General features: G+C 48.9%; 12 protein-coding genes and 1 tRNA gene. 6 read left to right on the plus strand and 7 right to left on the minus strand.

Annotated elements, in window-relative coordinates:
* Positions 1–434 precede the first annotated feature (434 nt).
* From D515_RS21685 to D515_RS21695, 3 genes are all read right to left on the minus strand, one after another.
* Entirely contained in the window at positions 435–3650 is a 3216-nt protein-coding gene (locus D515_RS21685) for a glycoside hydrolase family 3 protein (RefSeq protein WP_002541675.1), read from the minus strand.
* A 374-nt stretch (positions 3651–4024) separates the two neighbouring features.
* A complete protein-coding gene (manA, locus tag D515_RS21690; protein ID WP_002541677.1) occupies positions 4025–5212 on the minus strand; it encodes a mannose-6-phosphate isomerase, class I in 1188 nt (395 codons plus the stop codon).
* 110 nt (positions 5213–5322) lie between these two features.
* Positions 5323–7230: a fructose-specific PTS transporter subunit EIIC gene (locus D515_RS21695; protein ID WP_002541678.1), complete on the minus strand. Its 1908-nt coding sequence runs from the start codon at positions 7228–7230 to the stop codon at positions 5323–5325.
* A 411-nt stretch (positions 7231–7641) separates the two neighbouring features.
* On the opposite strand from D515_RS21695, the gene D515_RS21700 reads away from it, so the two are divergent.
* Positions 7642–8487 (plus strand): helix-turn-helix transcriptional regulator, encoded by an 846-nt coding sequence (locus D515_RS21700; RefSeq protein ID WP_002541680.1) that lies wholly within the window; start codon positions 7642–7644, stop codon positions 8485–8487.
* On the opposite strand, the gene D515_RS21705 is transcribed toward D515_RS21700, so the two are convergent.
* The 3 genes from D515_RS21705 to D515_RS21715 all read right to left on the minus strand — a co-directional run bounded on the left by D515_RS21705 (position 8479) and on the right by D515_RS21715 (position 10001).
* Positions 8479–9249 (minus strand): PTS sugar transporter subunit IIA, encoded by a 771-nt coding sequence (locus D515_RS21705; protein WP_002541682.1) that lies wholly within the window; start codon positions 9247–9249, stop codon positions 8479–8481. The genes D515_RS21700 and D515_RS21705 overlap by 9 nt on opposite strands.
* Positions 9246–9548 (minus strand): PTS fructose transporter subunit IIB, encoded by a 303-nt coding sequence (locus D515_RS21710; protein WP_002541683.1) that lies wholly within the window; start codon positions 9546–9548, stop codon positions 9246–9248. The genes D515_RS21705 and D515_RS21710 overlap by 4 nt, the downstream gene beginning before the upstream one ends.
* 72 nt (positions 9549–9620) lie before the next feature.
* Entirely contained in the window at positions 9621–10001 is a 381-nt protein-coding gene (locus D515_RS21715) for a cysteine-rich CWC family protein (RefSeq protein WP_152442417.1), read from the minus strand.
* A 163-nt stretch (positions 10002–10164) separates the two neighbouring features.
* On the opposite strand from D515_RS21715, the gene D515_RS21720 reads away from it, so the two are divergent.
* The 4 genes from D515_RS21720 (at position 10165) to D515_RS21735 (ending at position 14107) form a co-directional block, all read left to right on the plus strand.
* On the plus strand, positions 10165–11016 hold the full coding sequence (locus D515_RS21720; RefSeq protein WP_002541687.1) for an ABC transporter ATP-binding protein: 852 nt from the start codon (positions 10165–10167) through the stop codon (positions 11014–11016).
* Positions 11013–11945 (plus strand): ABC transporter ATP-binding protein, encoded by a 933-nt coding sequence (locus D515_RS21725; protein ID WP_002541688.1) that lies wholly within the window; start codon positions 11013–11015, stop codon positions 11943–11945. The genes D515_RS21720 and D515_RS21725 overlap by 4 nt, the downstream gene beginning before the upstream one ends.
* Entirely contained in the window at positions 11942–12421 is a 480-nt protein-coding gene (locus tag D515_RS21730) for a hypothetical protein (RefSeq protein WP_039850483.1), read from the plus strand. Before D515_RS21725 ends, D515_RS21730 begins: the two co-directional genes overlap by 4 nt.
* Before the next feature lie 336 nt (positions 12422–12757).
* Positions 12758–14107 (plus strand): dicarboxylate/amino acid:cation symporter, encoded by a 1350-nt coding sequence (locus D515_RS21735; protein WP_002541690.1) that lies wholly within the window; start codon positions 12758–12760, stop codon positions 14105–14107.
* Positions 14108–14170: 63 nt separating this feature from the next.
* Here the strand turns inward: D515_RS21735 and D515_RS21740 are convergent, their stop codons facing one another.
* Positions 14171–15550, minus strand: a complete 1380-nt coding sequence (locus D515_RS21740; RefSeq protein ID WP_039850484.1) for a bifunctional NUDIX hydrolase/phosphatase PAP2 family protein — start codon at positions 15548–15550, stop codon at positions 14171–14173.
* A gap of 234 nt (positions 15551–15784) precedes the next feature.
* Here D515_RS21740 and D515_RS21745 point away from each other — a divergent pair.
* Positions 15785–15875, plus strand: a tRNA-Ser gene (locus tag D515_RS21745).

A 15875-nucleotide genomic window follows, 5' to 3' on the forward strand; every position in this document is an offset into this window, starting at 1 on the left:
GGTGGTGTGGTATTTGTTTGACGAGTTTTTGATAAATTGAAATGAATGCTTTGGATGTGAGAAAGTAATTTTCATTCTAACTTAATGCTCTTATTTAATAATGTAATTCTGTTATTCATTGTTAAATTAAATTTAAAATGACTATTAAAGATTCTCAGTTCCAGCGATCCTAACGTTTGACCTCGTTTTCGAAGTTTTACGAAAAAGCACTCATCTTTGCCTTCAGCAAGGCTTGCCTGCCTTCTAGGGATCTCGTTTAAATCAGTTCGGAAAGGCTGACAAAGGTATCGAATCGTCGTTTGAGATTGTAGTAGCCAGACCAACCGGGAAAGGGGAGCTGGGTTAGGATATCGCCACAATTCGAATGCTTTCTCCAATCTGCAGGAAATGAAAAGCCCGCAGAAGCGGGCTTTGAGAGCAATTTCTGAGTCAGCTTATTGTTCCAGTTTGATGTTCCTGATGCGGTAAACCACACCAGCTTGCGATGCATTCCAGTCAGACAGCGTTGCAAACGGCGTGTTGACCTTGGTGATGTCTAGCGCGCCCGTGTTTAGTTCAGCAACCGGAACCATCACTGAGTGCCATTGACCAGTAGCCAGACTGCCCAGTGGGTAATCGTTACCAGACCCTGCCGTTGACTCCATTTTCACAACAACCTCTTCGGTTTGCGTTTCACCTGAATTCGCAGGCTCACCATAGGTTTCGATGTAAATATCGAACGTCAGGTTGCCCGACAGGAAGTTGGAAAGGTTCAGTGTTTTACCTTTCACCAATACCAAACCTTTGTAGAACTCTGGACTGCTTGCATCGTAAGTGACTGTGAACTCATCAGACGGATCATTGCCTGTCACCACAAGGTGGTCAGTGAGGTTTTCCCATGTGTCTGTGCGTGCTTGCCAGGTTGTGATATTTGGTTCCCACGTTTCCCATACATCGACGCTATCGCCTTCAAGCGGCGGTTCTACCGGCACTTTCAGCTCTTCACAGGTAATGGCGTCTTCTGCTGCATCCAGACTACGTGGCACATAGCGAACCTCACCCAGATTGAACTCAACTTCCTCGTCTGCATAAATCAGGAATGGGGTATTGAGGATCTGGAAGGCCATGCCTTCGTCAGCAAAACATTGCAGCGGGATCTTTATGGTCGTCCACTTGGTTTCGTCCTGGCCACTTGGCGCTGGCAATACTTTGTGGATAGGTACTTGACCCAGACACGGCCACTCACAGTGAGTTGCGAGAATCATGCTTTGCGGCGCGGTGGATTTCATGTCGATATCAAATTGAAGCGTCGCATCCGCATTCAGATAGCTTTGCTTATCGACAACCTGCTCATCCGCAGTCTGCATGTAAACCTGCGCTGGTGCTTCACCCGTGAACTTCACATTGATCGCATCCTGCTGGTGGAGGTGATCAATCGGCGTGGTGGTGATTGAGCCAATCGTGGTTGGTGTACCGTTAGACACTGTCACGCCGACCCAGCCATTCGATGAGCCTGCAATGCGAGGAGTAAACTCGTCATCGGCTGAACGACCAAAGATTTCCAGATTGGTGGTCGCAATACCGTCATCTGGTGCATCCAGACCACAACCGTATTCCCGCGGATCAAGTGGCAGATTATCCAAGTCGATATTCAGCTTGCTGCTTTTCTTCTTGTTGTAAGAAAGGCCATAGCCGTACGCGAACAGCGGTGCGTGGTCGCCATCGATATTTTGTTCCATCTCCGGTGTTTCATAATTCACCAGATTGGGTGCTTTGCGATTGATGGTGGTGGAGCATTTGGTGTTTGGCCATGAGAAAGAAAGACGACCGCGGAAGTCTTTGTCATCAACACCAAAGAGAACGTCAGTAATACCACCTGCTTCTGTGCCAGGCAGCCATGCTGCAACAAAGGCATCGGAGTGATTGATCTCTTCATTCACATAAAGCGGACGACCTGAGAAGAACACAGTGACGACGTTGAAACCTTTCTCTTTAAGGGATTTGATCAGACGGAGATCTGCCCCATAGGACGATTTCAAGGTCGCGTATTCCAGCGTTTTGGTTTTGTTGATGTCACCAAACATCTCTGCGTAGGCATCTTCCCCGATCACTACGACAGCGGTGGCATCCTGAGGTGCAGCATCAACATCGGTGAAAATGTTCTCTTCACCGACCTGCGCCTGCATCGCCATTAGCATGGTGGTTGCGCCAGGGAAGTCACGCTCAAGCGTATTCTCTGTGCCTTGCCAGGTGAGAGACCAACCGCCGGTTTGTTTCTGTATATCGCTGGCTGCACTGCCGACCACCAGATATTGTTTTTGGGTAGACAGAGGCAGGGCATTGTCTTTGTTCTTTAGCAGAACCAAAGATTGGCTAACGGCTTTTCGCGCCAGTTCACGGTGCGAGTCCGAGCCCAGAATGTCCTGTTTACCTGCAAGACGACGTTTGGTTGGCTGAGGCTTCTCCCAAAGGCCTGCGCGCATTTTCACGCGAAGAATACGGGTGACTGCATCATCAATGCGGCTCATTGGAATGGTGCCGTCATTCACCTGATCGATCACATTGCGGTAGAAGGCCTGCCAATCCTTACGGGCTGTCACCATAAAGATGTCGTTACCGGCGAGCACTGCCTGAGGACAGTTGCCTGCGGTACAGCCGTTGATTTCACTGTGACCATTCCAGTCGGTGACAACCAGGCCGTCAAAGCCCATTTTGTCTTTCAGCACGTCGTTAACGATGTACTTACTGCCGTGGAGCTTTTTATTGTAGTTGTCGGTGCCCATCACGTCGTAGTTGGCTTCGTTGTGCCAAGAGTTAAACGACGTCATGACCACTTGCGCACCAGCATCCAGGCCCGAGAAGTAGCCCGTTGCATGAATATTACGAAGGTACTCTTCGCTATATTCATTCTTGCCACGGTCAACTCCGTCCGTGGTGCCGCCATCGCCCAGCCAGTGTTTCACGTTAGAAATCACGTGGCGCTGGCTTTTCAATCCTTTCTCTCCACCTTGAAGACCTTCAACCATTTTTCCTGCGTATTGGTAGACGATTTCAGGGTCTTCTGAATAGCCTTCATAAACACGCCCCCAGCGATAATCGCGAGGCGTGGCGACGGTGGGAGCGAATGTCCAGTCAAGGCCGGTTGCGGCGACTTCACGAGCCGTGGCTTTACCGATTTGTTTGATCAGTTTTGGGTTGTTGGCCGCACCTAAACCGATGTTGTGTGGGAAGACGGTGGCTTTGAAAACATTGTTATGGCCGTGGACAGCATCGGTTGCCCACATGAAAGGAATACGGAAACCACGGTCTGCGTAAGCTTCTTCAAGCGCGAGGTAGTACTTATCTGATTCGTTTGCCCAATCTTGGGCTGTGGCGTATTTGTTGCCGTCAGGCCAGCCGCCACCGCCATTGAGAAGAGAACCCAGTTTGTATTCTTTCGCTTCTTCAGGGGTAACACTGCGAAGGTCGGGTTGGATCATCTGTCCGACTTTTTCTTCCAGCGTCATTTGCGCGAGAATTTCCGCGACTCGGCTTTCTATTTCCGGGTCTTTTTTGATTGCGCTGTTGATCTGAGGCCAATCCGGGTAGTAAGGGACTTTCGATTCAAGAAAGCACCCCGACAGAATGGCCAGTGACGTTACTCCTGACACTATGATTTTTCCTTTGAGCATAGAGCCCCTCCGAGGGTAGTCAGTTCTATTTAGACTGCGTGCTCACTATCTTGCTGGCATATGAAAGCGCTTTCTTTGAATGCAAGATAACTCCCTCGAGCACACTAACTCCTGAGACATTGAGTGTTCAGGAAGCTAGGCATGGTAGGGGCTTTTTCTAATGTTAAACATAGCAAATAAACAAATATCTTAACGCATTTGGCTTTAGCAACACTTTCTCAGATGGTGGAAAAACGTTGTTAAATTGACTGTTACGCATCTCGTTGACGCATATGAAAAAGTTGGAATCGGGTAGAAGCAAAAAAGAAGCCCAGCAAATGCCGGGCGATCTTACTTAGGGGGATTTTCTTAGGTGTGATTAGGGTCAACAGCCCCTAGTTATAGGCGCGGGCAAATAAGCCTTCGCAGCTCGCCTGATAGTCGCCAACGTACGCCGGGATAAATACGGATTCGCCCTTACTCAAAGTGACACTGTCACCATTCGAGTGGGTAAGAGTCAGTGGTGCATCTACAGCAATCAGGATTTCAGCGCTATGAGTGCTCAGCACTTCATTCAAGGTGTTGCGGTAAACACTGAATTTGAAATCCGGAACTGGAATTGGGTAGTGCTGCGCATTGCCCTCAACGCGTGGCACCAGCAGGATAGTATCTTCTGGCATTGGCAAGCATCGGGTGCAGGAAATCAGTTCCGGTACATCCATGTGTTTTGGTGTCAGACCTGCGCGAAGCACGTTGTCTGAGTTCGCCATGATTTCCAAGCCCGTCCCTTTGATATATGCATGCGGCGTGCAGGCATCAAGGAACATCGCTTCGCCCGGCTGAAGAGTCAGCGTATTCAGGATCAGTGGCGAGAACAGGCCAATATCGCCAGGGTATTGCTCAGACAGCGTCAACAGCAATGCAAACAATTCATCAGTTTGGTTTGCATCTGCATAGGTCAGTAGTTTAGATACCGCTGCGTCTTTGGCTTCGCCTTCCAGAGAAAGCAGCGCACCGAAGAAATCACTCAGACCTTGTTCGCTTTGGTTGTCTTGCAATGCACTTACCAGTGATGCCAACTCTTCAATGTTGAGTTGGTGGAAAAAGCCCAGAATATCGCTGTAGTCGCGGAAGCCGTTCATCGCCGTGTAATCAGTCAGCGCGAAAACCAACTCCGGTTTGTGGTTAGGGTCTTTGTAGTTTCTAAAGCTCGCTGACAGGGGAATACCTGCCGCTTCTTCTTTTGCAAAACCGGCTTCCGCCTGCGCTTTGCTAGGGTGAACCTGTACCGACAGCGCTTTTTCAGCACACAGCACTTTGAACAGGTAAGGCAGTTCACCAAATTGTTGGGTAGTGGATGCGCCCAGAATGTTTTCCATGTCTGAGCTGATGAAATCTGACAGCAGGGTTTCTTTTTTATCGACAGCAATTTTTGAACAGCCATTTGGGTGAGCACCCATCCAGATTTCCGCTTGCGGTTTGTTCTCTGGGTTTGGCATATCAAACAGTTCAGTCAGCGAAGTGTGACTGCCCCAGGCATAGTCCTGGATAACGTTTTTCAGAGGAAAAAATTGAGTTGTCATTGTTCTTCTTTAAGCCTTCGAAATCTGGCAAGGAGTCTATCAAATTATGACTGTGCGTAGCTGATTTCACGCAAATAAAACGCTCCCCTTAGGGAGCGTTCTTCGCAAGATTAAGCTGTTGCTACTTCGTTTTGCGCTTTCGCCTGACGCATTTTCTTCAGGGATACTGCAACCAGCGCGGTCACCACTGCACCCGCTGCCATACATGCCAGAGCAAGTACAGGTTTGTTCATTGCACCCAGAAGGGCAACTACTGGACCACCGTGAGCCACGCTGTTAGTGATACCGAAGGAGAAGGCCATTACCGCAGCAACCATTGAGCCGATAACGTTCGCAGGAATCACTGACATTGGGTCTTGTGCTGCGAAAGGAATCGCACCTTCAGAGATACCCACCAGACCCATGGCACCGGAAGCTTTACCCGCTTCTATTTCAGACTGTTCGAAGATGTTGAACTTGCGGCCAATAACCGTAGCCAGCGCCATACCTAGAGGAGCAACAGGAATCGCACATGCCATCGCACCCATGAACTGTGTTTGACCGCTTGCAATCATGCCGACAGAGAACAGGAATGCCACTTTGTTGAATGGACCGCCCATGTCGAAGCCAGCCATACCACCCAGCACAATACCCAGCAGGATAACGTTACCTGTGCTCATGTTGGTCAGCATAGTATTCAGGCCTTCCATCAGTCCCGCGATTGGCGCGCCGATAACGAAGATGAACAGACCAGCAATGAACAGAGAACCTGTGATTGGTGCAATCATGATTGGCACCAATGGCTGGATAAACTTGTGATAGTTACGGGTAGCTACCCATTTCACGAAGTAACCCACCAGCAGACCTGCAACGATAGCACCGATGAAGCCTGTACCTGCTTCTGCGCCATAGAACGAACCGTTGTTGGCAATCCAGCCACCAATCAGGCCAGGAGCCAGACCTGGACGGTCAGCAATCGCGTAAGCAATGTAACCGGCAAGGATTGGGATCATCAGGGTGAAGGCAACCACGCCCACATCCAACACTTTGTTCCACATGCTGCCAGGAGGGATCGCCATGCCTGCTTCGGTAGGCTGACCACCAATTGCCAGTGCCAGTGCGATCAAAAGGCCACCGGTTACTACGAATGGGATCATGTGAGATACGCCATTCATCAGGTAACGATACAAATCAGAGCGTGCCTGAGAAGCTTTGCTTTCAGACGACTCAGATGCTTTGTCATCAGCAGAAGCAACGTATGCTGGAGCTTCCAGCGCTTGATTGATCAAGCCTTTTGCATCTTTGATTGGCGCTTTAACTCCGGTTTTGATCAGACGTTTGCCAGCAAAACGGGTCATGTCCACTTGCTTGTCACAGGAAACGATAATCGCTTCTGCGCGGGCAATTTCTTCTGCAGTCGGGCTGTTTTTCACGCCGATAGAACCGTTGGTTTCTACCTTCATTTCATAGCCCAGTTCTGCTGCACCTTTCTCCAGTGCTTCTGCCGCCAGATAAGTGTGTGCAACACCTGCAGGGCAACCAGTCACACCAATCAGCAAACCTTTATTGGCTTCTGGTGTTTCCAGTTCTTGTTTTTTCTCGAGTAGCAGAGCGAGCGCCTCTCTAGCGCTTTCGGCTTTCATGAAGCTTTCGATAAAGCCATCTTCAATCAGTTTTGAAGACAGTTCAGCCAGCACTTCAATATGGTGGTTTGCGCCGCCGTCTGGCGAAGCAATCATGAAAAAGAGTTTTGAAGGCAGGCCATCTTCAGCACCGTATTCGATGCCTTCGCGGCTGATACCGATAGCAACAGCAGGCTCAATCACTGCAGCACTTTTTGCGTGCGGCAGGGCAACGCCATCTTCGAAGCCGGTGTTACCCAGTTCTTCACGGGCGTAAATATCAGCCAGGAACTGTGCTTTGTCGTTGACTCTGCCCTGAGCATGCAGAAGTTCAATCATCTCGGCAAAAACGTCTTCTTTGGACGTTGCTTTCAGGTTCAGGCAAATCAGATCTTCATTGATTAGCGATGTAATCATGATGTCTATCCCTCAAAAGTTTTTGTTTTTAACGGTTCTCACCAATAGATATATTTTCCCGTTTTCGCGCGTACTGTTTGAAGAGGAGAGATAAGGCTTTTACTGGATATTTGTAACATTAAAAGTGAGGTGTGATCTTGTTCTCATTAAGAGAAGAGTTATGATTTAGTAAGGAGGTAACTTTAAATATATAACATTCATATACTTATATTTGTTCATTTGTCATCTGTTAGTGCGCGAGATTTGGAGTATTTTCAATGGTGCTAGAGATTAGTAACCTATAAGTGGTAGCAGAGACCGCATTTTTGGTGAGCCTTGTCACGCAATGAGTACGTGCCGTGGAGAATATGTGGTTGGTTAAATTACGCGAGCGCATAATCGGCGCGTTATTGAGTACTAGAAAAAATAACCATGAGTCAGGTCTTTCAACTGCTGCTGGAGAATCTTCTGGCAGAGCGCGAACACTTCAATCGCATCTGGTTTGCGAGCGATCAAGTGACGCCACCTCAATTCAGTTATCAGGTCAACTTTCCCCGCGTTGAACTGGTGATCAGCGGTGAATATCCCAACCTTTTGGAAAACCCCGACAAGTCGATCACTGAATCGAAACTATTGGCAGGGGATGCTTTGTATGTGCCGCCAAACAGCTGGAACAAACCCAACTGGGACACAGACTGCTCCGTCCTGAGCCTTTTGTTCGGCAAGCGCCAACTGGGCTTCAGTTTGGTGAGTAAGGCTAAAAATCAACCGGGTTTTTATGACGTGCAAAAGTACAGTCTCCAAACCCGAACCGGCCATGCGATTGACCATATTCTCGCTGCGCTGAATACACTTGCCAAAGAGCCCGTGCAAACGCCGATGGATGGATACCTGCTCCATGCGCTGTTGAGCTATTGCCAGCAGACGCTTACCGCGCCCGCTGCTGGTACACGTAACCGGGTGGAAGATTTGTATCAGGGGATTTGTATCTACATTCAGGAGAACTTTCACCGCCACATCACTCGTGAGTCGATAGCGCACCGCTTCAATATCACGCCGAATCACCTGTCGCGGCTTTTCCGACAGCAAGGCCATATGCGGATGGCGGATTACATTACCTGGGTGCGGATAGACCGAGCCAAGTTCATGTTGAAACGTTATGATTTTCGGTTGGGGGAAGTGGCAACCCGTTGTGGCTTTCAGGATGTCAATTACTTCTACCGCGTGTTTAAGTCCAAAACTGGCATGACACCGTCTGAATATCGGGGCTCAGACTGACGCATTGGAAAGGGAATGGATGATGATGGTTTCCAGAATATCCGTATCCTGGTTATCGGTGAGATATCGGCAGAAATGTTCTTCCAATAGCAATTGAGAAAAGCCAGAAAAGGCGACCACGTGCGCGCGAACCGGTGGCGCAGGGAGCATCATTCCTATCACCCGCGTCACTTCACCTCGCTGAGAGCCCCAATCCAATGGTAAGGATGTGGTCGCTATCATCAGATGCGCCTTGGTGACATTCGGCGAAATGATATGGGGCAGTGCAATGCCATTGCCCATAAAGGTCGCTGAAACACTCTCCCGTTTATACAGCGCGTTGAACAAGTCTTCCTGACTGGCAGGTTCAGTCATTGAAACTTTCAGGGCGAACTCTGCCAATAACGCGTGTTTATCTAGTGGAGATCTATCAATGCGGTGGATGCAGCCCGTGAAGGGTAGGGTGACATGATCTGAAGGCTCAAATGGCGCACTATTTTTGCCACCGGAAAGTACGTGAGCATGTTCATCCAGAAAATCGGTGAGCACCATGGAAGCAAGCTCGGCATCAGACCCTTCAATCAATAACTGGCAGAGATCGCCCGGCTTGATACTCAGGCTCATCATCCTTATAGGGTGTTCGACACTGGCTTGTTTGCGCTGGGAGATATTGCAGAACATCGTGACGGATCGGAAATAGCCCGCCAGCGTTTTCAGACGGTTCAGCCTCCATGCTGCCAAGCCTTCTTCATCAACAAAGAAGGTGATCCTCCGGGTGATCATAATGTTTTGCAGCGCTCCAATACTTTCACGGGATCCGTCAAGACTTCTTCAATGGTCACACAGTGGATTTTACTGCCAGTGAAACGGGCGCGGTCTTCTACTTCAATGTCTGAGGCAATCAATACCACATTCGCGCGGGCGATATCCTGAATGCTGAGTGGGTTCTCAATACCCATCGCGCCCTGGGTTTCTACTGCGATTTGAATACCGATTTGTTGCGCAGCTTTTTTGAGTTCAGCAGCAGCCATATAAGTGTGGGCGATACCTGTAGGGCAGGCTGTGACAGCAACGATTTTCATTTTTCTGGATTGTCTTGTTTGAGTGAAAAAAAGCGGTGTATTTTCAGCTAAGAACTTCAATCAGTCCGTGATTTAGCCCACGTTGTTGTAGCCTGATGGTTCTGCTTTGCCGTATGGGCAGTGGCGACAGCCATTGCCACAACAGGTGCCACGGCGTAAATGGTACCAAGCTGAGAATACATAAAGTCCACGTTCGATGGTGTAATCCAGTCCTTCTACTAACTCTTTATGCTCGCGATAGGGCTTTGCCAGACGAATCAAGTCATTGGTGCTGTATTCCTGATAGAGGGTTTTCAGCTTCTCGTTAATGCGTTTAGCCAGACAGGTTTTACACAGACACGAGAGGTTGTCCTCTGCTGCGGGAGGAAGAATATTGGGATACTGCATGCACCAGCATTGACCAGACTCAGCAGTGCATTCAAGCGCGTTTCCGCACTCAGGACATTGACTCATGCTTACCACGGGTTAGAGAAATGAGCGGGAATTGTACCTGAAAGGACGCTTGCGATCCTTCCCCAATACTCTGCGATCTAATTCACTCTTTTTGAGAACTTATTTTACTGCAAAAAGAAATGATAATAATTTGCATTCAATATTGTTTTGGGAGTGAATCTACATGGCAAGTGAACACGCCTTTCATAGTGACCCTTTGTTAAGGGTTCGAGATCTTTGCGTTGACTACATCACGGATGATGGTCATTTCCGTGCGGTGAAATCGGTCAGTTTTGATATTGGCCGAGGTGAAGTCTTCGGCTTGGCAGGGGAATCCGGCTGCGGAAAAAGTACCATCGCATTTTCGGTGAACAATCTGCACAAGCCACCTGCGTACATTTCCGGCGGCGAAATCTGGCTGGAAGCGAGAAACCTACGCACGCTGTCCAAAAAAGAGCTGGCAGCGGTTCGTTGGAGCGAGATCGCCATGGTATTCCAAAGTGCCATGAATTCCCTGAACCCAGTGCTCACGGTCGAAGAGCAATTCGTGGATGTGATTTGCCACCACAAAGGTTGGACGCGCGCTGAGGCAATTGATCGCGCTTACAAGATGTTGGACTTGGTGAATATTCCCCGTGATAGGTTGGGAGACTACCCGCACCAGTTCAGTGGCGGCATGCGTCAGCGTTTGGTGATTGCGATTGCACTGAGCTTGAGTCCGAAACTTATCATCATGGATGAACCCACAACGGCGTTGGATGTGGTGGTGCAACGCGAAATCCTTCAGCAGATTTTCACCCTCAAAGAAGAGTTTGGCTTCTCTGTGCTTTTCATTACCCATGATCTGGCTTTGATGACTCAACTGAGCGACCGCATTGCCATCATGCGCCACGGTGAAATAGTGGAAGTGAATAGCTCAAAAGAAATCCGACAGAACCCGCAGCACGAATATACCAAGAAGCTCTGGGCTTCTTTCCCGAATATTCACGACCGTGAAGGCAGCAAAGCCAAGTTTGAAGAGGGGGCAACCGCATGAGCCAGCCAATCATTGAAGTTAAGAACGTTTCAAAAACCTTCCTTGCAGGCGGCGGTTTCTCCAAAAAAGAACCCTTTGAAGCACTGCGCGGCATCAGCTTTGATCTTCACAAAGGGCGCGCATTAGCGTTGGTCGGAGAATCCGGTTGCGGAAAAAGTACCGTGGCACGTCTTATCACCAAGGTGCATGGTATTACGTCGGGAGACATTCTGTTTAAAGGGCAGAACATCAATAGCATCAATTCGGGCAAAGCACTGCGCGAATACCGGAGTAATGTGCAGATGGTCTTTCAAGACCCGTTTGGTTCGCTCAATCCGGCTCACACTATCGATCACCATATCGCTCGACCGCTGAAAATCCACAACCAGGCCACGACCGAAGAGGAAGTGAAACAACGCCAACGCGAACTGATGGAACTGGTCGAACTGGATCCGGATTGTCTCTCCAAGTTTCCTCACCAGCTTAGTGGTGGTCAGCGTCAGCGCATCAATCTGGCAAGAGCGTTGGGTGTGGGTGCAGAAGTGATTCTGGCGGATGAACCAACCTCAATGCTGGATGTTTCAATCCGTTTGGGCGTGTTGAACCTCATGCAGCGCATGAAGAAAGAGATGGGAATTGGTTTTCTCTACATCACTCATGACCTAGCCACAGCGCACTACATTGCGGAAGAAACGGCGGTGATGTATCGCGGACAAATCGTAGAGTGGGGCGATACACAGGAGATTCTCTCCAATCCACAACACCCTTACACCAAGCTTCTGATTTCTGCCGTGCCAGATCCGGATCTGCCATTTGCGGATCTTATCCATCAAACCGAAAACTACTCCCAGAACGCCGATGAGGTTCGTATTCTCAGTGCGAAACTGCAGCCTGAAATCCAGAAAGTTTCGGACAATCACTTTGTGCGCAATTGGGAGTCGGCGGCATGAATCGGTCCAATGAACTGACCGTGGATGTCTGGTTGGGTGAGGTTCAAAACTGGTACTGTAATCAAAACATCAATGAAATCTGCTGTCTTGAAGAAATGGTGAAGCAGGCGCCGCCGTCACTGTTTCTTCCATACATTGATGAGTCTAAGAGTCAGGCGATTGGTTACTGGTTGGATGCGTGTATGCGCATCCATCATCACCTTAATGCTCAGGACAGTTTCGAAGGCGCTTACGCTTTCCTCCAATTCGCCTACAGCAAGATGCAGGAAATGGGCAGCAACATTGGGCACGATTTGAAAGTGAAGAAATGGTGCCTGCAACGGATGGATGCCTTAGTCGTGGTACTGCTTGAGTACTGCCAGTGTCAGGACGGCGAGTACTGGCAAAGCGAAGCCAAAACCTTAATTGAAGCCCACGTGAGTTTCATGACCGCACAGAATCACTTAAACCTTTCCCAGGAAGTCGCAGCAGGATAGAACCTGCTGCAAGACTCGCCAATTATCTGTCTTTATTCCCATGCAGTATATTTCGTTAATGGCTCGTTAACAAAAACTTCAAAATCACTCAAATTCGAGACAAAGCGGAATTTCAATTCACGATATATCTATTGCCAGTTGTGAGGATACCCGAAATAAGTCGCTCGCTACTGGTTAATTTTTAAGCTAATTCAACCACTTTCTCATTGAGTGAATGGAATATCTCTCTTTGTGACTAATTATGCATAATTAGCTCGTGCAAATTTTGCCAATTGCCAGTAAGCAAGACAAAAGAAAGGGTTTTCACGACTGCATAACTAAAGTCATGGAGGCAATATGGTAGACGCAGCATCAAACGGTGATGGCAAGATGAGCCTAACCGCCAAGGTTATTGTCGGTTTGGTAGCCGGTATTATTCTTGGACTTGCTATTAACATTCTGGGTTTAAACCCAGCAGGTGGATTTGTTGACACCTACATCACAAACGGCTTGTTCCACGTTGTGGGCAAAATGTTTGTTAACGCGTTGAAAATGATGGTTGTCCCGCTGGTACTCTTCTCGCTGATTTGCGGGGTATGCGGGATTGGTGACATTAAAACGCTCGGCAGAGTGGGTTCGAAATCTTTCGCGCTTTATATTCTGACGACCGCTGTTGCGATTGCTGTAGCAATCACCATCGCATCAATCAGCGGTATCGGTACCGGCATGCAAATGGCGGCGGATACTGCGTTCTCGGGCCGTGAAGCGCCGCCACTTTCTCAAGTGCTTATCGACATCATCCCTAACAACCCAGTGAATGCGCTTTCCGAAGGCGAGATGCTGCAAATCATCTTCTTCGCCATCCTGATGGGTGTGTGTATTTTGATGGTGGGTAAAGAAGCGAAGAAAGTCGTTGAGCTGGTGGAAGTGCTGAACGAAATCATGATGAAGATGGTTACCCTCATCATGGAAATCGCACCTTACGCTGTGTTCTGTTTGATCGCCAAAGCCATGGCCAACCTCGGCTTGGGGCTCTTTGTTGAGTTGATTGGCTATGTGGTTGTTCTGATTGGTATCCTGCTGGTTCACCTCTTTGTGGTTATCCCAACCATCCTGAAAGTGTTCTCAGGCCTGAACATCGTCACTTTCATGAAGAAAGCCCGCAACATGCAGGTATTCGCTTTCAGTACTGCAAGCTCGAACGCAACCATTCCTGTTACGCTGCGTACCGTGACTGAGCGTATGGGCGTTAAGAACTCTGTCGGTTCTTTCACCGTTCCGTTTGGTGCAACCATCAACATGGATGGTACGGCGATTATGCAGGGTGTCGCGACGGTATTTATCGCTAACATCTACGGTATTGATCTGGGTGTAGGTGGCTTCCTGACTGTGATTCTGATGGCTGTACTAGCTTCTATCGGTACTGCTGGTGTACCGGGTGTTGGCCTGATCATGCTGTCGATGGTATTCGCACAGGTTGGTCTGCCACTGGAAGGTATCGGCCTTATCCTGGGTGTTGACCGTCTGCTGGATATGGTTCGTACCGCGGTTAACGTTACTGGTGATGCGGCAGTTAGCTGTATCGTTGCGAAGAGCGAAGGCAAGCTGGATGAGTCAGTCTTCAACGATCCAAACGCTGGTGTGATTACGCATGTGGAAATTGACCACGATGCGGAAAAAGAACTGGCAGATATCGCGAAAGGCTAATTTGGTCTTCTAAATGAAAAGAGCGCCTCAGGGCGCTCTTTTTTGTGGCGGGCTGTTGGCGAGTTATCTGCTGAGTTTCGGAACCAACCAAGATAACAGCACAGCCAACAAGGCAAACCCCAGTGTGGTTGCAGCAAGAATTTCGATACTTGAGTTGGACACTTGCCCAACGCCGCCAATCAGCCCGGCGACTCCCGCGACACTGACCAATGACCAGATAAATCCCTTCTTACCCAAAGGTGTTTCAATAGCCGGGGTTCGCTTTTTGGTCAGGAATAGCATCACAGCGAAAGTCAGCGAAAAAGCTGCACAGTAGAGGAAAGTTGGCTGGATCTGGGTGGCGGCAAGCGGAAGAGTGACAACGCCAATCAGTGCCCACAATACTGGCGAAACAACTTTGCTCTGGCGTTGAGTCAAAGCGTGTGCAATTGACACTACCAAAGTGCCAATCACGGCTCCGGCCAGCACGTCGGTGACATAATGGACACCAAGATAAACACGGCTTAATGCCACCAATACCGACGGTATTAACCAAATAGCGAGATATCCCTTACCTGCTTGTTTCAACCAAAGATAAACCAGTCCCCACACTGCGAAGGCTGTCGCTGTATGGCCACTCGGGAAAGCAAAGCCTGAAGCGCCTGTAAGCTGAAGATCTGGGAACAGATAAAAGGGTCTGGGAACAGCAAAATGCAGCTTTGCGAAGCTGACAATCAAGGTGATAGCGACGGTTGTCAACATCAATTGAGAAAACCGTTTTACGCCGCCAGATGCCATTGCAATTGGGATAAGCAAGAAGAACAACACGCCGCTTCCCATTGCCGAAGACGCTGTAAGCAGTCCACCAAAAATAGAAGGCATCGCTTTGATGGCGTCTTGGAACGCTTGGTTAATCGACGCATTCCACACATTGAATTCAGCACTCATGTGGCTGAAATCATCAAAATGCGCGGTTTCACTGGGGGTGGCTGTCTCCAGCCAGGTTGGGATCATCATTACCTGATTGGGGAATCGGACTTCTTTAATGTCTACAGAGCTTGGCGTCATCATGGCAACATTTCTCACCTCACGGCCAAAATGTTCTGCTTGCCAACTGGCCACCATAGCATTGCCATCTTCCTGATTATGGATAGCAATAGGGGATAGGGCGCGACAATCAAACAAAACAGCTCTATCTAACCGTGCAAACTCTTTGACCACTTCAACCGCAATACCCGTCTCTTCGAGTGTCTCGCGGATCGCGGCATCAGCGGGGTTGTCGCTATCCACAAAGCCGCCAGGTATTGAAATTCGGTTATTCAGAATATCCCGGGTGACTAGCACACGGCCTTGGCCATCTGAGACTAAACAGGCTGCGCCTCTGATGGTTTCCGGTTGTTCGGTAGCAAATGCGGGTGAAAGGGCAAAAAAGCAAAGAAAGAAGGTGAGCAGTTTTCTTGTCATCGTCATATTCGAATTGTTTTAGTTAATGGGCATTCTAGCAGTCACTGACAACCAGGGTGCGAGAAAGTTTAAAATTCGTTTTGAAGGTTAATTTCCCATTTTTAAGATGTTGGGTTTTCTGATGTGCAGCAAGAAAAAGCATAGTTCCTGGTGGCTTTTTGAGCATTTGAGTTAAAACATGCAAAAAGGGGGTTTACAGCCTTCCGAGACCTCGCTAATATTCGCCGCACTTACGGAGAGATGGCTGAGTGGTTGAAAGCACCGGTCTTGAAAACCGGCATACGTTAATAGCGTATCTAGGGTTCAAATCCCTATCTCTCCGCCA

The sequence above is a fragment of the Grimontia indica genome (assembly GCF_000333895.2).
Lineage (GTDB): Bacteria > Pseudomonadota > Gammaproteobacteria > Enterobacterales > Vibrionaceae > Enterovibrio > Enterovibrio indicus.